Origin of the sequence: Photorhabdus sp. RW14-46 (assembly GCF_963887965.1) — a bacterium.
Taxonomy (GTDB): domain Bacteria; phylum Pseudomonadota; class Gammaproteobacteria; order Enterobacterales; family Enterobacteriaceae; genus Photorhabdus; species Photorhabdus laumondii.
Genome location: NZ_CAWPHH010000043.1, coordinates 1 through 17635, shown reverse-complemented (window position 1 = coordinate 17635; position 17635 = coordinate 1). Strand labels below are relative to the sequence as shown.

At 43.5% G+C, this 17635-nt stretch carries 7 protein-coding genes and 2 pseudogenes; 6 read left to right on the top strand and 3 right to left on the bottom strand.

All coding sequences use genetic code 11. The annotated features are described in order from the left end of the window. Positions 1-763 precede the first annotated feature (763 nt). The 5 genes and pseudogenes from AACQ38_RS21435 (at position 764) to AACQ38_RS21415 (ending at position 13029) form a co-directional block, all read left to right on the top strand. Positions 764-967, top strand: a complete 204-nt coding sequence (locus AACQ38_RS21435) for a hypothetical protein (protein ID WP_207631954.1) — start codon at positions 764-766, stop codon at positions 965-967. Between the two features lie 26 nt (positions 968-993). Next, positions 994-11574 carry an MARTX multifunctional-autoprocessing repeats-in-toxin holotoxin RtxA gene (gene rtxA, locus AACQ38_RS21430; protein WP_165579039.1) on the top strand — a complete coding sequence of 3527 codons (10581 nt, stop codon included), beginning with the start codon at positions 994-996 and terminating at the stop codon, positions 11572-11574. A 205-nt stretch (positions 11575-11779) separates the two neighbouring features. Then, positions 11780-11863, top strand: a pseudogene (locus tag AACQ38_RS21425) (tail assembly protein); the annotation flags it as partial. Between the two features lie 204 nt (positions 11864-12067). After that, positions 12068-12628: a Panacea domain-containing protein gene (locus tag AACQ38_RS21420; RefSeq protein WP_011147420.1), complete on the top strand. Its 561-nt coding sequence runs from the start codon at positions 12068-12070 to the stop codon at positions 12626-12628. After that, complete coding sequence (locus tag AACQ38_RS21415) at positions 12628-13029, top strand: hypothetical protein (protein ID WP_011147419.1); 402 nt, start codon at positions 12628-12630, stop codon at positions 13027-13029. The genes AACQ38_RS21420 and AACQ38_RS21415 overlap by 1 nt, the downstream gene beginning before the upstream one ends. A 251-nt stretch (positions 13030-13280) precedes the next feature. Here the strand turns inward: AACQ38_RS21415 and vapC are convergent. The 3 genes and pseudogenes from vapC to AACQ38_RS21400 all read right to left on the bottom strand — a co-directional run bounded on the left by vapC (position 13281) and on the right by AACQ38_RS21400 (position 15572). Continuing rightward, positions 13281-13684: pseudogene (gene vapC, locus AACQ38_RS21410) on the bottom strand (type II toxin-antitoxin system tRNA(fMet)-specific endonuclease VapC). Then, positions 13677-13895 (bottom strand): type II toxin-antitoxin system VapB family antitoxin, encoded by a 219-nt coding sequence (gene vapB / locus AACQ38_RS21405; RefSeq protein WP_394326187.1) that lies wholly within the window; start codon positions 13893-13895, stop codon positions 13677-13679. Before vapB ends, vapC begins: the two are co-directional and overlap by 8 nt. Positions 13896-14018: 123 nt before the next feature. Then, the gene (locus AACQ38_RS21400; protein ID WP_165579037.1) at positions 14019-15572 is read right to left on the bottom strand and encodes a Fic family protein; all 1554 of its coding nucleotides are present in this window, start codon (positions 15570-15572) and stop codon (positions 14019-14021) included. Positions 15573-16057: 485 nt separating this feature from the next. Here AACQ38_RS21400 and AACQ38_RS21395 point away from each other — a divergent pair, with 485 nt between their 5' ends. After that, positions 16058-17074, top strand: coding sequence for a formamidase (locus AACQ38_RS21395; protein ID WP_011147417.1), 1017 nt, complete (start codon positions 16058-16060; stop codon positions 17072-17074). Positions 17075-17635 lie beyond the last annotated feature (561 nt).

The window sequence follows — 17635 nt, the reverse complement described above, 5'->3', positions numbered from 1 at the left end:
TAACGTTATTAATTTCAGTTATGAAAAATTTTCAATAATTAAAATAAAAACAATTATTTAAATTGAATTTTAATCTTGTTTTTTGACTATTTTATTTGCATTGTTAACATTAATGTAGGGATATAGGGCAATATATGGGGGGTAAACAGACTTTTTTATGTATTAATGTTGATTTTGAGTTTTTGCTCTATATTATTTTATTCTGCTTATACCCTATGGATTTCAAGATGCATCGCGACGGCAAGGGAGTGAATCCCCAAACTATGTGACCGGGGTGAGCGAGCGCAGCCAACAAAGAGGCAACTTGAAGGATAACGGATATATTCATTTAGTCGTATTTGCAGATATATAAACTCATTATATCTCTGAGCTTAGGGTTTTTGCTTTACTATATATTTCACAATTTTTGTGAGTAAATTTCTTGTTGAGGAAGAAATATGTTTAAAAAATTATAACGAATCACTTCTGATATCAGTTATAACAAAGGCGTTTTTTATCATTATTTCGTTGGTTGGAAAGAAAACAATTAGTGGAATAATAGCTTAATAGAGTTATACCCTATGGATTTCAAGATGCATCGCGGCGGCAAGGGAACGAATCCCCGGGAGCATAGATAACTATGTGACCGGGGTGAGTGAGTGCAGCCAACAAAGAAGCAACTTGAAAGATGACGGGTATAGAATAATCTGACTAATTAGACTGGATTATATAAATAATGCCTGATTGATAGCTGTCATTATATTTTTTTACCGTGGGAATAACGGTGGAGTTGCTTTGCCCACGGAAAACTAGATTCTCAAAACCGCTGCTGTATCTGTCAGATGCAGTGGTTTTCTATACCCTATGGATTTCAAGATGGATCGCGGCGGCAAGGGAGCTAATCCCTGGGAGCATAGATAACGATGTGACCGGGGTGAGTGAGTGCAGCCAACAAAGAGGCAACTTGAAAGATAACGGGTATATTTAACCTCAGCTTAAATTAAGGGATTGTTTATGGGGAAATCATCAAACCGCAGTGCAGAATATTTCTTTACTGGAAGATACTACGATGATGATGATGGCAATAATATTGTTGCCATTGGTGTCGGAGGGATTATTTATGCCAAAGGAGGAGATGATCGTATAACCCTCGGGTCAATTGGAGCAACGGTCTATGCTGATTCGGGTAATAAGGTTGTCAATGGTGGTGCCGGATATTTAAAAATAGTGGATAAGGAAGGTAATCTGGCCGTACATGGTGCCGCAGGTTATTCAGGAATTGATAAATGTGGTAATGGTAATATTTCATTTACCGGTACGGCGGGGGGCGTTTCTATGGATCACCGGGGTGACCACGGTGATCTCAATTTTTCAGGAGCAGCGGCTTATAATGGCCTGAATCGCCAAGGACAATCCGGTAATGTGACTTTTAACGGTGTTGGTGGTTATAACGAATTATGGCATGAAACGAATCAAGGTAATTTAAATTTTGCCGGCGCTGGGGCCGGTAATAAAATTGACCGTACCTGGTATGATCACTATGAGAAAAGCCACGGTGATGTGAAATTTGACGGTGGGGGAGCAGCGAATATTATCAGTTCGCGGGTTGAAAGTGGCAATATTAATTTCACAGGTGTCGGGGCTGATAACCACCTTATACGTAAAGGTAAAGAAGGCAATATTATTTTGCATGGTGCAGGGGCATCGAACCGTATTGAACGCTTGCGTCAAAATCAAGATCAATATGAACAGACCCACGGTAATATCGAATTTGAAGGCACTGGTGGTTATAACCGAATTTATTCTGATATTGCTCATGGTGATATTACCTTCGAAGGGGCCGGTGCTTACAATGAAATATCAAGAATCGGCGAAGATAGTGATTCTCGTAATGAAGCACTGGAATATGCTAAAGCTGAAGAGATTGTATTAACAACAGCGATGATGGGAGGGAGTTGGATTCAGCAATCCCAACAAGTAACCGGTATTAAATCAACGGCCGAGCCTGACACTTATCTCTTTGCATTTGCCGACGAAATGTACACTAAGATTAGTAAAGTCCAACTCCGAAATGATCCTGAAACCGGTAAGCTCAGTTATTACGCCACTTCTTGGTACAAAGAGGGCAATCACCTTAATAATCTTGCTACGGAGAATATCTCTTCAAGTAATGGATTTTTCGATATACGTTCCAATGGGGGTTACCGTCTCTTTAATCTAATCTTTGAACATCATCACCCCGTTATTATTCAGCATACTGTTGAAGAAGATTTGCAGGAAAACCAGTGGGTGACTTATGCCGGTGGAACCAATGCCAGAGCAGAAAATGTCATGCTGACTAATGCCAAAATGCATGGGAATGCAATCCATTCTGGTGGTTTGATATTAGATGTTTCAGCGGTGAAATCTAACCGTCAAGCGAACACGTATATCTATGCCAAGTATGTTGAGTCATATACCAAAGTAGTGATGGTTGAGTTGAGAAATGATGCTAAAACCGGTGCGCTGCAATATTACGCCAGTGCGTGGTACAAAGCGGGTGATCATACAAGCAATCTGGCTGCTGAAAAGGTTTCCCCCCAAAATGGTTATCGCTCAATGGATATAGGAGGATATTCGTTAACCAATCTGCAATACCAAGTGAATACAGTGCGCCGTGTTTCTGAACATTTAGCACAGACAGAAGAATATAGTCATCAGGAGTTGGTGAAATCATCCGCGGATATGGGTGACAGCTCCGGTGACATTAATTTCAAGGGCATGGGCGGTGGCAATGTCATTACCTCCAGTGTAACTCGTGGCAATATCAATTTTGAAGGCGCGGGTGCTGCTAATGTCATCGTGAAAAAGGGGGAACAGGGCGATTTGACGTTCCGTGGTGCAGGTCTGGCAAACGTACTGGTTCACCAAGGCCAACGTGGAGAAATGGATGTTTACGCCGGCGGTGCAGCGAATGTATTGGTTCGGATCGGTGATGGGCGATATCTGGCTCATCTTTTGGCGATAGGTAATATCTCGATCCACCAGGGCAATGGCGATAGCCGAGTTAGCATGTTTGGGGGTTACAACACTCATAGCCAAATAGGTAATGGCAACGCCAATTGGTTAGGTGCAGGCGGTTTTAATGTGATGACCCAAACAGGTAAGGGGAAGGTCTCCTCGGTACTGGCGGGGGGTGCCAATGTGCTGACTAAGCTTGGTGCCGGTGATTTGGTTGCCGGTATGCTTGGTGGTGCGAATATTATCACGCATCTCAATGATGGTGAAATATCAGGTACCACGGCGGTTGCGTTAGGGGGGGCCAATATTCTGACGAAAAAGGGCAGAGGTAAAGCTATTGCGCTGATGGGTGGTGGTGCCAACGTGTTGACTCACATTGGCAATGGGAGTACGACGGGGATGATGTTAGGTGGCGCTAATATCTTGACTAAAGTCGGAAACGGTGACGCCACGGGTATCATGCTCGGCCTGGGCAATGTGTTGACTCATGTCGGTAGCGGCCAGACGCTGGGAGTTATGGGAGCCGCAGGCAATGTTTTTACCAAAGTGGGTAGTGGAACTACGATTGCGGCCATGATTGGTGCAGGCAATATCTTTACCCATGTTGGTAACGGTGATGCATGGGGATTGATGGGAGGTTTGGGGAATGTTTTTACCAAAGTGGGGAATGGTAAAGCACTGGCATTGATGATAGCCGCTGGTAATGTGTTTACTCACATTGGTGATGAAATGAGTGTTGCCTTGATGTTGGCTAAAGGCAATATCGCCACCAAAGTGGGCAACGGCATGATGCTGGCAGCCATGATCGGTGAGGCCAATGTGATGACCCATATTGGTAATGGCTCAACCTTTGCTGCGATGATCGGGCAGGGCAATATCCTGACGAAAGTGGGCAATGATTTGGCGCTCGGTTTGATGGTGGGTGAGGCCAATATCTATTCGCATGTAGGTAATGGTACCAGTATTGGCTTGTTTGCTGGTGAGCTGAATGTAATGACTAGGGTAGGTGATGGCACAACATTGGCGGCAATGTTTGGTCAGGCCAATATCATGACGCATTCCGGCAATGGTTTAACCGGCGTTTTAGCGTTAGGAGAGGCGAATATTGTCACCAAAGTGGGGGATGATTTTATGGGAGTGGTTGCGGCGGCGGAGGCTAACGTCATCACCCATAAGGGATCATCAACCACTGCTGCCGTGCTATTCGGTAAGGGTAATATCCTAACGAAAGTGGGCGACGGGACCACAGTCGGCTTACTTATTTCCGATGTGGGTAACATCATGACCCATGTTGGTGATGGCACAACAGTGGGCTTTGCTAAAGGTAAAGCCAATATCATTACCAAAGTGGGGAACGGTACCTGCGTTAATGCGGTTTGGGGGGACGCGAATATTCTGACGCAGGTTGGTGATGGTGACCGTTATAACTTCGCCAAAGGTAAAGCAAACATTATTACCAAAGTGGGTAATAATCAGGAAATCACGGTTGTTCAGGGTGATGCCAATATCATCACCCATGTGGGGCAAGGTGATGATTATACCGGTGCTTGGGGCAAAGCTAATGTGATTACCAAGGTCGGTGATGGGCGCAATGTCGTGCTTGCCAAAGCTGATGCTAATATTGTGACTCAGGTCGGTAACGGTGACAGCTTTAATGCCTTGTGGAGCAGAGGAAATATTGTCACTAAAGTGGGTGACGGTATGCAGGTTACTGCGGCAAAAGGTGAAGCCAATATCACGACCAAGGTGGGGAATGGTTTAAGTGTCACCGCGACGCATGGCGATTTTAATATCAATACCAACGTGGGTGATGGTATTTCTATTAACGCAGCGTGGGGTGAATATAACGTTAATACTAAAGTTGGGCAGGGTCTCAATGTTGCGATCATGAAAGGTAAAGGCAATGCCAATATTCATATTGGTGATGGTCTGGGGATTAATGCCTCTTATGCCCGTAATAATCTAGCGATTAAGGTGGGTAACGGCGATTTCTACACGCTTTCTATTGCTGAAAGCAATACGCAAAGTAATAACCTTCCTTTTCTGTTTAAAAGTATTAAACGAACTGTGTTAAGTGTGGAAGGTAGTCAGGCAATTAACTACCTGATTCACGGTAATGAGGCGAATAGTTCTGGTACATATAGAAGCCGAGGGGCGATTAATTTAACTGAAGTTTCTGCCATTGATGGTTTCCAGATGAATGCCATCGATGATGTTGGTTCGGATCTGCGTGATAAATTAAGCGGCACAGTAACTCAGGTGGAGATTCCTGATACTGAGGCTATCCAGAACGCCTTGCATATTGGAGACAAGGTTGATTCGACGCAGAGTGAATCATCATCACAAGCTGACGCTGTTATTAAACAGGCAAAACAGGACAGCGCTGAGCAAAATGCGTTAAATGATAAAGAGAAGGCGGAGGAAAATTATCGCATTCTGGAACAAGAAAGGGATAACCAACTTAAAAAAATTTCAAAATCACAATTCCAATTGGAATCAACAGATCAAAATGTGCTGAATACCAATGGGCAAGTACAGCGTGATGCAATAAGTGGAGAGTCTAGGGCAGTAACGAAAGAGTTGCTTTTCATGACTCAACGTCTGAATGCGCTTAATGACGATGGGAATTACGCTGGGGAATTGGGTGATGAGTGGCGTAATCGGTTTGCTGTGGGATATTTGGACCGTATTCAGGAGAAATTAGATGACACCAAATTGATCTCACAGAAAAAATTAGCTGATTTATCGCTGCGCTTTATTGATAACCAACAACAAGTAAAAAATGCAGTTGGTAAATCAGAAACAGGTTTAGAGCAAAGTTATCACAATATAAAGAACGCAGACGACAATATTGAGGATGCGCAGACAAAAGCGAAATCAAGACAGAAAGAAGCAGATTTACAACGTCTGCGGGCAACAAAAGCGGAAAGTGACGCCTATGCCGTGTATGAAGAAGCGAAACAACGCGGTGAACATGATAGCTCGGTAGCGAAAAATAAAGCCGCTCAGGTACAGGCTGATGCGAAAGGTGCGAAACAGACTGGTGATGTAAAACCCGAGCGTAGCGGGGCGACCGGCAGTGGCTTGTTTGGGAAGGCTTATACACCAATCGACGTAGCGAAACCGAAAAGTCATATCAATCCTGAAGCCAAAATGGAAGCTAATGGCTGGAACAGTGAAGATCTCACATTAACAGCCGCAGATTTGGCGGGATTGAATAGTGCGCAACGGGCGATTAATCGGCTACAGATCAACAGGAGTAGTCGCCCTGAGAATGTCGGTGCTTCGATCATTTCGCTGCTTACCGGAACGCCATCCGATAGGGTTGTGGAACCTATCTCGAATCAACCCAGAAAGTTAATCACAACAGCCCCTGTAATGTCGGGTATCAATTTGCAAGGGTTAGGGCAAGTTATCGGTGGAGATAGCTTTAAATCCCATTCTTCCATCTTGAGAGAGTTTGAGCCTTTTTTGCTGAGTCAGGGTGACAAACGGTTTATTGCTTCAACGAAGAGATATCTTGGTCAGATAAATACCGATCGGCCCAGTAAGGCGCTGGTGGCAGTACGTGAGGCGTTCAACAATGCGGCCGAACAACCTGATGAACAGCATGTGTTGCAACTTGAGCAAGCGCTTGCTCATTGGCAACAGCATGATCCCAATGAATTTGCCAAGCGTGGTCGATTAGTCAAAAGCCTGCGTTTTGAGATGGGGGAACTGGTTGCCTACCTTCAGGCAAAAAGAGCTGAATCAGCCGGGATTTTAGGGGTTAGCTTAGCGCCTGACCATGTTGCACAGTTTGACCAACAGGTATCCTTTGACGGGTTCGGGCGTGTGGTGGGTCTGAAAGGCGATATCGCACAAAGCGACATTCATCGTCTTACTGATTTACAAATCAAGCCATTGACCCAGATTAACTCTGCGGCGGAGCGGGAAGCGCCTAAAACTGAAAGTGAAAGTCTCATTGTTTTCGTTAGCCGATTGCAACAAGAAGCGATTCCCGAAGGGATGCCGCTAATTGAACGAGCCAAAAACCTTTGGTTTAGCGGACAAGTCACACGACAGGAAACCATTAAGCTATTTGAGGATGCGGTTAGCCAATTGCAGACACATCCTGAATTACACACGTTAGCTCAGCAGTTATTGGCTGATGCCCGTAAAGAAAAGACCACGGGACAATATATTGACAACCTGTTTGGCCGCCATTTTGATTCTGAATTGGCCGATGAGTTGGTGAAAACAGCGCCACAGGATGCTATGACCACAGCCCGGCAGACAGGACAATTTCTGGTAGAGAGATTTGAACAGTGGATAGGGGGTTTTTATCCCGATGTCGCTGAGCGTGAAAAGATTATTGCTAAAAAGATGGCCGGTTTTGCCAGCGCCATTAACAGAGATTTTCGTCCCTGGTTTAGTCGGGTGCCTGAATTGACGACGTTCCTGGACGAACCGACTTTTGCCAATTTCAAAATCATGATGACTCAGGTTGATGATGGTTTTGCTGTGATTAAGATACCATTTCTGGCCGTAAAAATGGCCATTACCTCAGGAATGGGGATGGGGCGTGCACAGTGGAAGGTTGCAGGGGATCGCTTCTATGAGGAGGTTATCACCAAAGCCCGTTCGACCAGCAGTCAACTGACTAGCGGGGCTGATGTCACATATAACGTTGAAATAACTGAAAAGCAGACTAACGATTATGGTACAGCGTTGCCCTACCAGCCTGCTAATAACAAGCATGATGACTTTTTGTATGGCAGAAAGGTTGCTGCGGGCCGAATTTTGGTCCCCGGATGGGAAACGAGATTTGAGCATAATGCGTTAGCGCAAGGCCACTCTGTGGTGACAGGAGCCTCCGGCTCGACCAATATCATGGTTCACCTCAATAACTATATTGCTAGTGAACAGATTGCCAGTGAACAGCCTACTTTCTCGGTTAGACAGAGCTATCTCAACACGCTGGTGTTTCTGGTATTTGATGGTGGTCATTCTGTCAACGAAAGTCTGGCGGTTTATCGGGCACTACAGGTAACCGATGATGAACAACGTAAGCAGTTACTCAATAGCTACACTGCCAATTATAGGGAGCTGGTGGATATTGCTGGTGAAGAAGGCAAAGTGTGGGTAAGCCAGGCGCTGGATAACGCTTTCCAGGAAACTGGGGAGTTCTATCAGAAACATGCCAAGGTGAAGCCACAAAGTCGCCCAGCGGTGGAAGCGTTAGACCGGTTATCGGGTAAGAATAAGCGGCCAGAGCCTACTATCATCGACGATACTCATCAGGATAAAAAAATAAGCAGACTACTCGGTGATTGGCAAATGGAGCCGGTGACGCCACAAGCTGATGGCCGTGAAACTCGCTTTGATGGTCAGATCATTATCCAAATGGAAGATGATCCGATCGTTGCTAAAGCCGCGGCCAATCTGGCGGGTAAACACTCAGATTCTAGCGTAGTGGTTCAACTTGATTCTAAGGGCAAATATCGTGTGGTTTATGGCGATCTTACCCGATTATCCGGTAAGTTACGTTGGCAGGTTGTCGGTCATGGCCGTGATACGTCGGAACAAAATAACATTCGCCTGAGTGGTTACACCGCTGATGAATTGGCGACCAGATTAACGCGGTTTTATCAGGACATTAATCGGGGTAAAAGCATAACTCACAAACCTGATCACATCAGTATTGTGGGTTGTTCTTTGATAAGTGATGACAAACGGGATGGCTTTGCTCGTCGTTTTATCACTGTGTTAGATAAGCAAGGTATTCGCAGTGATGTTTCCGCTCGCAGTAGTGAAGTGGCTGTTGATGTCAGTGGACGCAAATTTACCCGTGATCAAAATAACCAATGGGTTAACAATCTGCCTGATAACAAAATCGTATTAAGTTGGCATGACCAAAATGAGCTGATCACACATACCGAACTAGTTCGCCGTGGTATTGCTGAAAGTGATATTAACTTCTCCAAGGTAGGGTATACCGAAGCTGATACCGTTATTAAAGGAGCGATCTCGGGTAACGTTGAACTATTTGTTAAACCAAACAAACGTGAAAATACGATTCAGATTGATTCCAATGAGAAAACGAATAATCAACTCAGTTACTCCGGCAATATCCAGGTGAATGTGGGAGATGGGGAGTTTACCGCACTCAATTGGGGAACCTCGAACGTTGGTATCAAAGTGGGTAGCGGTGGTTTTAAATCACTGGCCTTCGGTGATAACAATGTGATGGTGCACATCGGTAATGGTGACAGTAAACAGAGCTTCGATATTGCAGGCTATCAAGCGCTTGAAGGGGCGCAAATGTTTATCGGTAATCGTAATGTCAGCTTCAACCAAGGTCGCAGTAATGACCTGATTGTGATGATGGATAAATCCATTCCAACGCCGCCATTGATTAATCCGTTTGATGGTGTGGCGCGTATTGCCGATGTATTGCAAGGTGTCGCGGGTGCCAGTGAGGATCAGGATTGGTTAGCGGCACAAGATCAGCAATGGACCATTGCCGGTGCGAAGAAGTTCGTACAGGATCTCTCTGGCTTAGACCAAACCAGCAATGTGGATTACAACACGTTGGTTGAGCTGGATTCGCAACCTGAACGTAGCAGCCGTGGTTTGAAATATGATGCTGAATTAACCTTGAACAAGAAGTTTAATCAGTGGCTAGGGGAACATGGCAACGGCGCTGATATGGGCAAAATAAGTCGCATGGATAAGTTTCGTCAGGCTAATCAGAAGCTGGCCTTCAACTTTGCTGTAGGCGGGCGTGGCGCGGATATTCAGGTGACAACCGGTAACTGGAACCTGATGTTCGGTGACCATATCCAGTCGATTCTGGATACCAATCTGGGTTCGCTGTTTGGCCTGATGACACAACAATATTCAGCAACTGGCATGGCGAAGACCACCTTTACTTATAATCCACAGGATTTGCCGCGTCAGCTTAAGAATAAACTGATTGGCCGCTTAGCGAGTGTAAATGCAGATACCACCTTAGCGGATATTTTTGGCGTGAACTACACCGCAGAGGGGAAAATTATTTCTCGCACAGGCGAATCGGTTGATAGTGAGGCGATTCTACAAGAGATGTTGGAAGTGATTGGGGAGTTTAGCGGTGATCAACTGCAAGCGTTCACCAATCCAGAAATGTTACTTGATAGCCTGAAGGCGGGTATTGATATGGGCGAGGAGGGCGTCAGGTCATTTGCGGAGAGTCATGGCCTGAAACAGAAAGCGCCCGATGAGCGTCAGGAACCAGGATCTTCGGTGAATATCAATGGAGAAAATGTTCAGACCAATAATAAACCCAAGCCTGCATTTGGTTTTAATTCGCTGAACTTACCTAATCTGTTTGCAACGATGTTCAGCGAAGAGAAGCAGCGGGAGATGAAATCGTTAGTGGCTAACCTGAAAGAAAATCTGACGACCGATCTGCTTAATATGGAGGAAAAAACGTTTGATTTCCTGCGTAACAGCGGCCATCTGCAAGGGGATGGCGATATCCACGTATCGTTGGGGAACTATAACTTCAACTGGGGAGGCGACGGTAAAGATCTTGGTACCTATCTGGGCGATAACAATAACTTCTGGGGTGGCCGCGGTGATGATGTTTATTACTCGCTAGGGACTTCCAATATTTTTTCAGGTGGTGAAGGCAATGACTTGGGCATCCTGATGGGGCGTGAAAACTGGATGTTTGGCGGTAAGGGGGATGATACCGCAGTGGTGGCTGGGCGGATTAACCACGTGTTTATGGGGGAAGGCAATGACCAGACATTTGTCTTTGGTGAAGGCGGTTTTATTGATGCTGGTAACGGACAAGATTACGTTGTCACCGCTGGCAACTATAACCGGATGGATACTGGGGAAGGTCAGGATTATGCGGTGATCATTGGTAATAATAATCAAGCCGAATTGGGTGGAGGCGACGACTTTGCCAGAGTATTTGGCAATGACAACCGGCTTGATGGTTATTGCGGCAATGATGCGATTAAGCTGATGGGCTACCATGCGGTGATCAATGGTGGAGAAGGTGATGATCATCTGATAGCCGCGGCGATTTCGAAGTTCAGCCAGCTTGATGGCGGTGAAGGTCAGGATTTGCTGGTATTAGGTGGGTATCAGAACCATTTCCGGGGCGGTGCAGGTGTGGATAGCTTTGTGGTCAGCGAAGAAGTGATTGATAACCGAGTGAGCGATATTAACGCAGAAGATATGATCTTGTTTAACGGTGTTGACTGGCAAAATTTGTGGTTGCAGCGTAGTGGGTATGATCTGGTGCTGTCAGTGAAGCGCCATACTCAGGACAACACGGCTCAAGGGAGATTTGAATCGGAGGGTTCTGTCATCTTTAATGATTACTTTAATGGCAATCGTGCCAAATTGGTGACTCGGATGCGTGATAAGAACGCGTCAGGGGAACGCGAATTTACGGCATTGTCAGACAATGCCGTGGATTCTTTGATCCAGGCAATGAGCGGTTTTGCTCCGGCAGTGGGTGATAATGGTTTTATTGCGGGTCTGGACAGTCAGGCGAAAACGGCTATCGCAACGGCGTGGACTGATGTGACGATTGGTAAGGGGAAATTTGCTTAATCAGCTCTTTATAAATCAGTAAAAAAGTTTTAATAAGGTGGCTCACAGAAAAGTGGGCCATTTTGGGGATTTTTATTCAGGAATTATTTCTGAGTTTTATTTGTTAATGCTTTTACTAATTCTCGGTAGATTCACATAATAAGTGCAACATTGTTAACCTGGAAGTAAACACATTTGTATTCCCTTAAATAATTCATTCGGTGTTTCTCCCGTTCCTATATTATACGGAACCCGTGAGATTGGTGGGGCAATTATTTCAGCCAGGATATATACCGAAGATCAACAATGATCATACAGCAACATTTTGGGTTGTGTTGGTTGCTATACATTTTTTAGCCTAAAGATAAAGAATCTTTAATTCTTTATATATCAGGCATATAGTTTCTAACTCATTGACTTTATTAGAGTTAACCTTGTCAGGGTTGCGCATTTAGAGGTACACTATATGTGTAGATTGCCAGTTTGGTATTTCGAAAAAGTCTTGGAGGTTTCTATGTTTTGCGAAGAAAAAGTAGCCCAAATGGCTGCCTACTTGCTGTATAAGCGCGGCGGGCGCATGGCATATCTGAAGCTTATGAAGTTGCTTTATCTGGCAGATAGGGTATCTATGAATGACTATGGCTATCCTATCACTGGCGATCGAATGGTATCTATGCCGAGAGGGCCAGTTTTATCGCAAACCTTAAATTTAATTACTGGAGATTACGCCAGTGATGAATTTGGGTGGGGGGCATGGATTAAAAGTGAAAAGAATTATGAAATTTCACTCAAACGGAAAGGTATAACAAGGGATGATTTTGAATCTCTTTCTGATGCTGAATTAGAAGTTCTGGATGCCATTTGGGAACAATTCGGTCATATGAGCCGCTTTGATATTGTGGAGTATACCCATAAACATTGTACTGAGTGGCAAGATCCAGGCGGCAGTTCTTATCCTATTTCACCAAGTTCTGTTTTTATTGCTGTCGGTAAATCACCAGAAGTTGCTGAGAAATTGGCGCAAGAGTTAATAGAAAGGCAACAACTGGACTGTTTTCTTCAAGGATTGCGGTGATGCCGGGTGGGATTTTAAGGAAAGGAAGTTTACTTATCCCATCTGGATATACAGATCACTTATATATTATCTGCTGTGATCCAGTTTTTTACCCTAAAAAAACGAAGACATGTTTTTTGGCTGTAAATATTAGCTCTTTAAAACTGGACATACCGTATGATCGAACGTGTATATTGAATTGTGGCGATCATCCTTTTATTAGACATCCGAGTTTTGTTTTCTATGGTCGCGCTGATATTTTTGGCTCAGTAACCGTTGAACAGCATATGGCTGCTGGTGATATTAAAATCCATGAACCATGTGGTGATTCTGTTTTTGATCGGATTCTTTCTGGGTTTGATATATCTCCGCATGTAACTTTAGAAATTAGAAATTTCTACAAAAAATATTGTATTAACTGAATTTCGTTTTAAATATTAAATTCAAGGCTGCACTTGCTCACCCCGGTCACATAGTTATCTATGCTCCCGGGGATTCACTCCCTTGCCGTCGCGATGCATCTTGAAATCCATAGGGTATATGTTAAAAACAATGTAAGTTTAAAATGTTATTTAATTACTGTTGCAAAAGTTAATCGTTAAAAATTAAGTAATAACAAACTCTCATAAAATCTTGCCCCGGCTAACACAGGGGCAGATTTTGCTTAGTGCTGTCAGTCTAGTGTCCAATTTTCCACTCTCAATCCATCAACTCTATTGAATTCCTTCGTGTTATTGGTAACAACTATCAACCCCTTGCTTCTTGCATGTCTTGCAATATGCAGATCGTTATCTCCGATCCGTTTTCCGATTTTTTCTAGCGATGCACGAATATTTCCATAGTGAAATGCGGCTTGTTCGTCATAAGGAAGAATCGTTAATCGAGAAACAAAATCTTCTATAGCTGCCAAATTTCTCTCAGGATTTCCACTTTCTTCAGCCCAAAAATCAATTCTGCTAATGTGATCTTAGAAATAGCCATGTGATCTGTATTCTTATTGAATTTAGGCAGAATAGATTCAGGGCGTTTTTTTATCGCGAAAATCACGATATTAGTATCGAGCAGATACTTAATCATCGAAAGATTCTCTTTTATTTGTTACTTGATCAGGACGTTCAGGTAAAAAATCGTCAGTCACAGATTGATCAGACAGAAAAAAACTATCCCATGTGTTCTGTGCAGGAGCAATAATCTGTTCCTTGCTTTTTGACCTGGCAATAACTTCTTTAACATTATCAGGGAAATGGAGATCTGCGGGTAACCTCACATTCTGAGTTTGGTTGCTCATAAAAATTTTACTTTGATATATCATAGCGCGCCTCTTTCTTAACTTTCTGGCCCGGAGTAGGAATTTATTTTTGCTGGCCTCTAAGGGGCCTGTTAGCCCCGATTTTAGGATTCAGGTCAATATTCACTTCATATTGTGTTCTACCTCCTGCATAGATTGCTGCACGAACTCTGCAAATGGCTTCACATTCTTTCCTACCGAGGCTGATTCTAACGCTGATAGATACTGAGTTCTATTTTTGAGTTTAATCACCGTCCAGGGGTATCCTCCGATTACCAGCAAGAAATTCATTAAGAATCTGGCAGTGCGGCCATTACCATCGGGGAACGGATGAATATAATCCAGAAAAAGATGTCCCAAGATAGCCTTTACCACAAAGTGTTTCTCAGTAGCGATCAACTCTTTCAGTGCTTCCATACAGTCCATCAATTGCTCGCTGGAGGGCGGTACATGCATTGAAGTGCGGATATAGATTGGTCCTTTGCGAAATCCCGCCAAATCCAGTCTGTCGATAATTCCGGCATCTACACAGGGATTGAACAACGCAGTGAACCAGTCAGTCAAGCCAACGTCAATCAGGTAGTGGATGTCCAAGCCTTCCTTATCTTCATGTGCTTCACGCAGTAGCTCTTTCACCTTGTTGAAGGCATCGTAATAGCCTCTGGCAGCCATTGCATCCTTCTGCTCCTTGTCCCTTTGGATGGTATTCGGCGACCAGTCACCTTTAGACAGACGCTCGATTAATTCTGGCGTAACCTTGTAACCCTCGATGGATAGTGAGTTGTAGGCATCGCTTATGTAGAAGCTGCTCATCATGGCGTGTGTTTTTTCGATTGAGCGCTCAAAGAAGTCAAAAGGTGGTGGAAAGTCATCAAATACCTCGACGACTTCTTGTCTCATCTCCTGCCACAAGAGCCTCACACGAACTGCGCTTGGGGATTCTCCCCGACTACCGCCTACTATCATCGGAATATGGCCAAATGGGTTAACCTGCTTAATACCTTCAAAACCGGCTCCTTCCATGATGGTTTGTAGTTTCCGGCTTTCGGCCCTCATCTTTAGCTGCTGGTAGGCGCCAATTAATCTGTTCCCTGAAGCAACATTCTTGGTTGTCAGTACTGCTTCTGAAAGCAGACTCAGATCAGCATTCCTGAGTGCTAGCTGAATGCTTATAGGGTTGGCTCTGAAAGTTTGTGGGCCAGTTTCAACGAGTGCGCTTTCTAACGAATGAACATTTATACCGTTTACTTTGACAGTCTTACAGGGAACCCTTCCCTTGATGATCACCATACTCATGTTGTTAGGTAGATTAAGTGTGCGAGGCGTCGTGTCTGAGGTGTAGACGATTATCTGGTTTGGTAAGGCATTGTTTGCTGTATGTAAATCAAGAGAGGATTCAGGACTTAGCCAGTAATCATCTCCGAAGATACTTTCGACGTACTGCCCAACGAAAGACCAGATGGATTCATACCAAAGTACTGAATCACCCGCTTTTTCAGTGGTGAGATCTGCATCCAGGAGATACCATCCCCTGATGATTTGCTTGAAATAGCCTTTATTGATCAGAAGTGTGCGTTGTTTATCAGTGATTGACTTAGAACTCAGCACGTTGCCCACGGCCGCATCGCTTGCAGCTCTCAGCGCTTCTGCCAACCTTTCGTTTCCAGTTTTTGCCATGTCTTTCTTCCAGCAGATGTTCAAGTATTAGCTAATACGGGAATACAATATTAGCTATTACGATATTGAATTACTAGCTTTTACGAACTTACATTATTAGCTTTTACACTCAAATACAGTAAATCTAAGTCCTCTATCAACTGATTGCTGATGGTCAACATGCTGCAAAGGCCAAACAGATCGTTTGGGATTTTTTATAACTCCTCATATTGCTCAAACCGAATTGAGTTCCTTCAAAGTGCTCGACTATTTGCAAAGTTATTTAGAGCAAATTAACCATAATGTTAATAACAGTATTCTTTACTACAAAGTTATTAATTTTTTTATTTAATGTTACAGATCGCATTTTTGTGAACCAAAGAGACGCTATTATGCATAGTGAAATCGCTTAACAACGGACAAAGATGAGGTTGTAGTCTATTTGTCCATATAACGATAAAACCTGCTATTCAATCTTAATAATTACTATTCATTCAGAGGTCTTTATGGGCAGTACCGGAAGTGTCAGTGCGTGGGATGAAGCGTTATTAATTGCGGCTATTCAATATCCTGTTCCTATTATTAGGGGACCTGAAGATATTCAGGTTCAAGTGCAGCAGATTTGTAAAACAATGGATTCAACTAAAGCCGGTTATCCTGACTTGGATTTTATTGTATTTCCTGAATATTCTGCTCAGGGATTAAATACCAAGATCTGGACCTATGATGAAATGTTATTATCGTTGGACAGTCCAGAAATTGACTGTTTTCGTCGAGCTTGTATTCGTAATGATGTTTGGGGTGTGTTTTCAATAATGGAACGTAATGAAGATCCGTCACAGATACCTTATAACACCGCGATTATTATTAACAGCAATGGTGAAATTGTATTGCATTACCGTAAATTGCAGCCTTGGGTGCCGATTGAACCCTGGATGCCGGGCAATCTGGGTATGCCGGTCTGTGAGGGGCCAAAAGGTGCAAAATTGGCGGTGTGTATTTGTCATGATGGTATGTTTCCTGAATTGGCACGCGAAGCCGCCTATAAAGGTTGTAACGTTTTTATTCGCATTTCTGGTTATTCTACCCAAGTTAACGATCAATGGATTTGGACGAATCGTACTAATGCCTGGCAGAACTTAATGTATACCGTATCGGTTAATCTGGCAGGCTATGATGAGGTTTTTTATTATTTCGGTGAAGGTACAATTTGTAATTACGACGGTAATATTATCCAGCAAGGGCAGCGTAATCCGTGGGAAATTGTTACCGCCGAACTGTTCCCGCGTCTGGCGGATAAGGCTCGTGAGAATTGGGCGCTAGAGAACAGTATTTTTAATCTCGGTTGCCGAGGTTATGTCGGTAAGCCGGGCGGAGAGAGAGCTAATTATCTGACTTGGGTGCGCGATTTGGCAAACGGTGAATATAAACTGCCTTGGGATGAAAATATCCGTATTCGTGATGGCTGGAAATATTACCCAGAAGGTGTGAAACTGGGGCCATTACCGAAAATCGATGAATAACTGACAGGTTGATAATACGGCACCGCAAGGTCATTGCGGTGTTGTTATTTTTCCATCTTGAAATCCATAAGGTATAGACTAATTTAATTTTAAATTATTTATTTACGAAATAAAATTAATTTTTATATTAATTATTGGCTGCCCTAAATGATTTATTAAAAATAAGTGATCATCTGGAAGGGATTCAGTCAAATTTTTGCGATCTGAACATCCAAGATTAACAGAAATATAAATAATCGATATTTTGATAACGGGATTATTATTATTCGAATACAAGTTAAAAACTCATTTAAATAAATGGCTTTCATTGAATGGTTGTTGTAAATATAATATTTTCTCGTTTTTCCTTTTCTGATATTTGATTCTTTAGGCTCTTCTATTAATGCATTCGGTAAAGATTTTCCTGAGAAAATATGGGAAGATGTTTTTTGTAGCTTGGTAGAAATACTATAAATGGTAATGACTAACTAATAAGACAGAGAAACAGATTGTGGCAAAGAAAGAAAAACGGCCTCACCATGACGGATTATTTAAATATTTTTTAACGCAGCCTGAAACGGC

Coding starts and splice junctions, on each gene's coding strand:
- AACQ38_RS21415 (WP_011147419.1), top strand. CDS start 12,628: ATGCCGGGTGGGATTTTAAGGAAAGGAAGTTTACTTATCCCATCTGGA.
- AACQ38_RS21400 (WP_165579037.1), bottom strand. CDS start 15,572: ATGGCAAAAACTGGAAACGAAAGGTTGGCAGAAGCGCTGAGAGCTGCA.
- AACQ38_RS21420 (WP_011147420.1), top strand. CDS start 12,068: ATGTTTTGCGAAGAAAAAGTAGCCCAAATGGCTGCCTACTTGCTGTAT.
- vapB (WP_394326187.1), bottom strand. CDS start 13,895: ATGAGCAACCAAACTCAGAATGTGAGGTTACCCGCAGATCTCCATTTC.
- AACQ38_RS21395 (WP_011147417.1), top strand. CDS start 16,058: ATGGGCAGTACCGGAAGTGTCAGTGCGTGGGATGAAGCGTTATTAATT.
- rtxA (WP_165579039.1), top strand. CDS start 994: ATGGGGAAATCATCAAACCGCAGTGCAGAATATTTCTTTACTGGAAGA.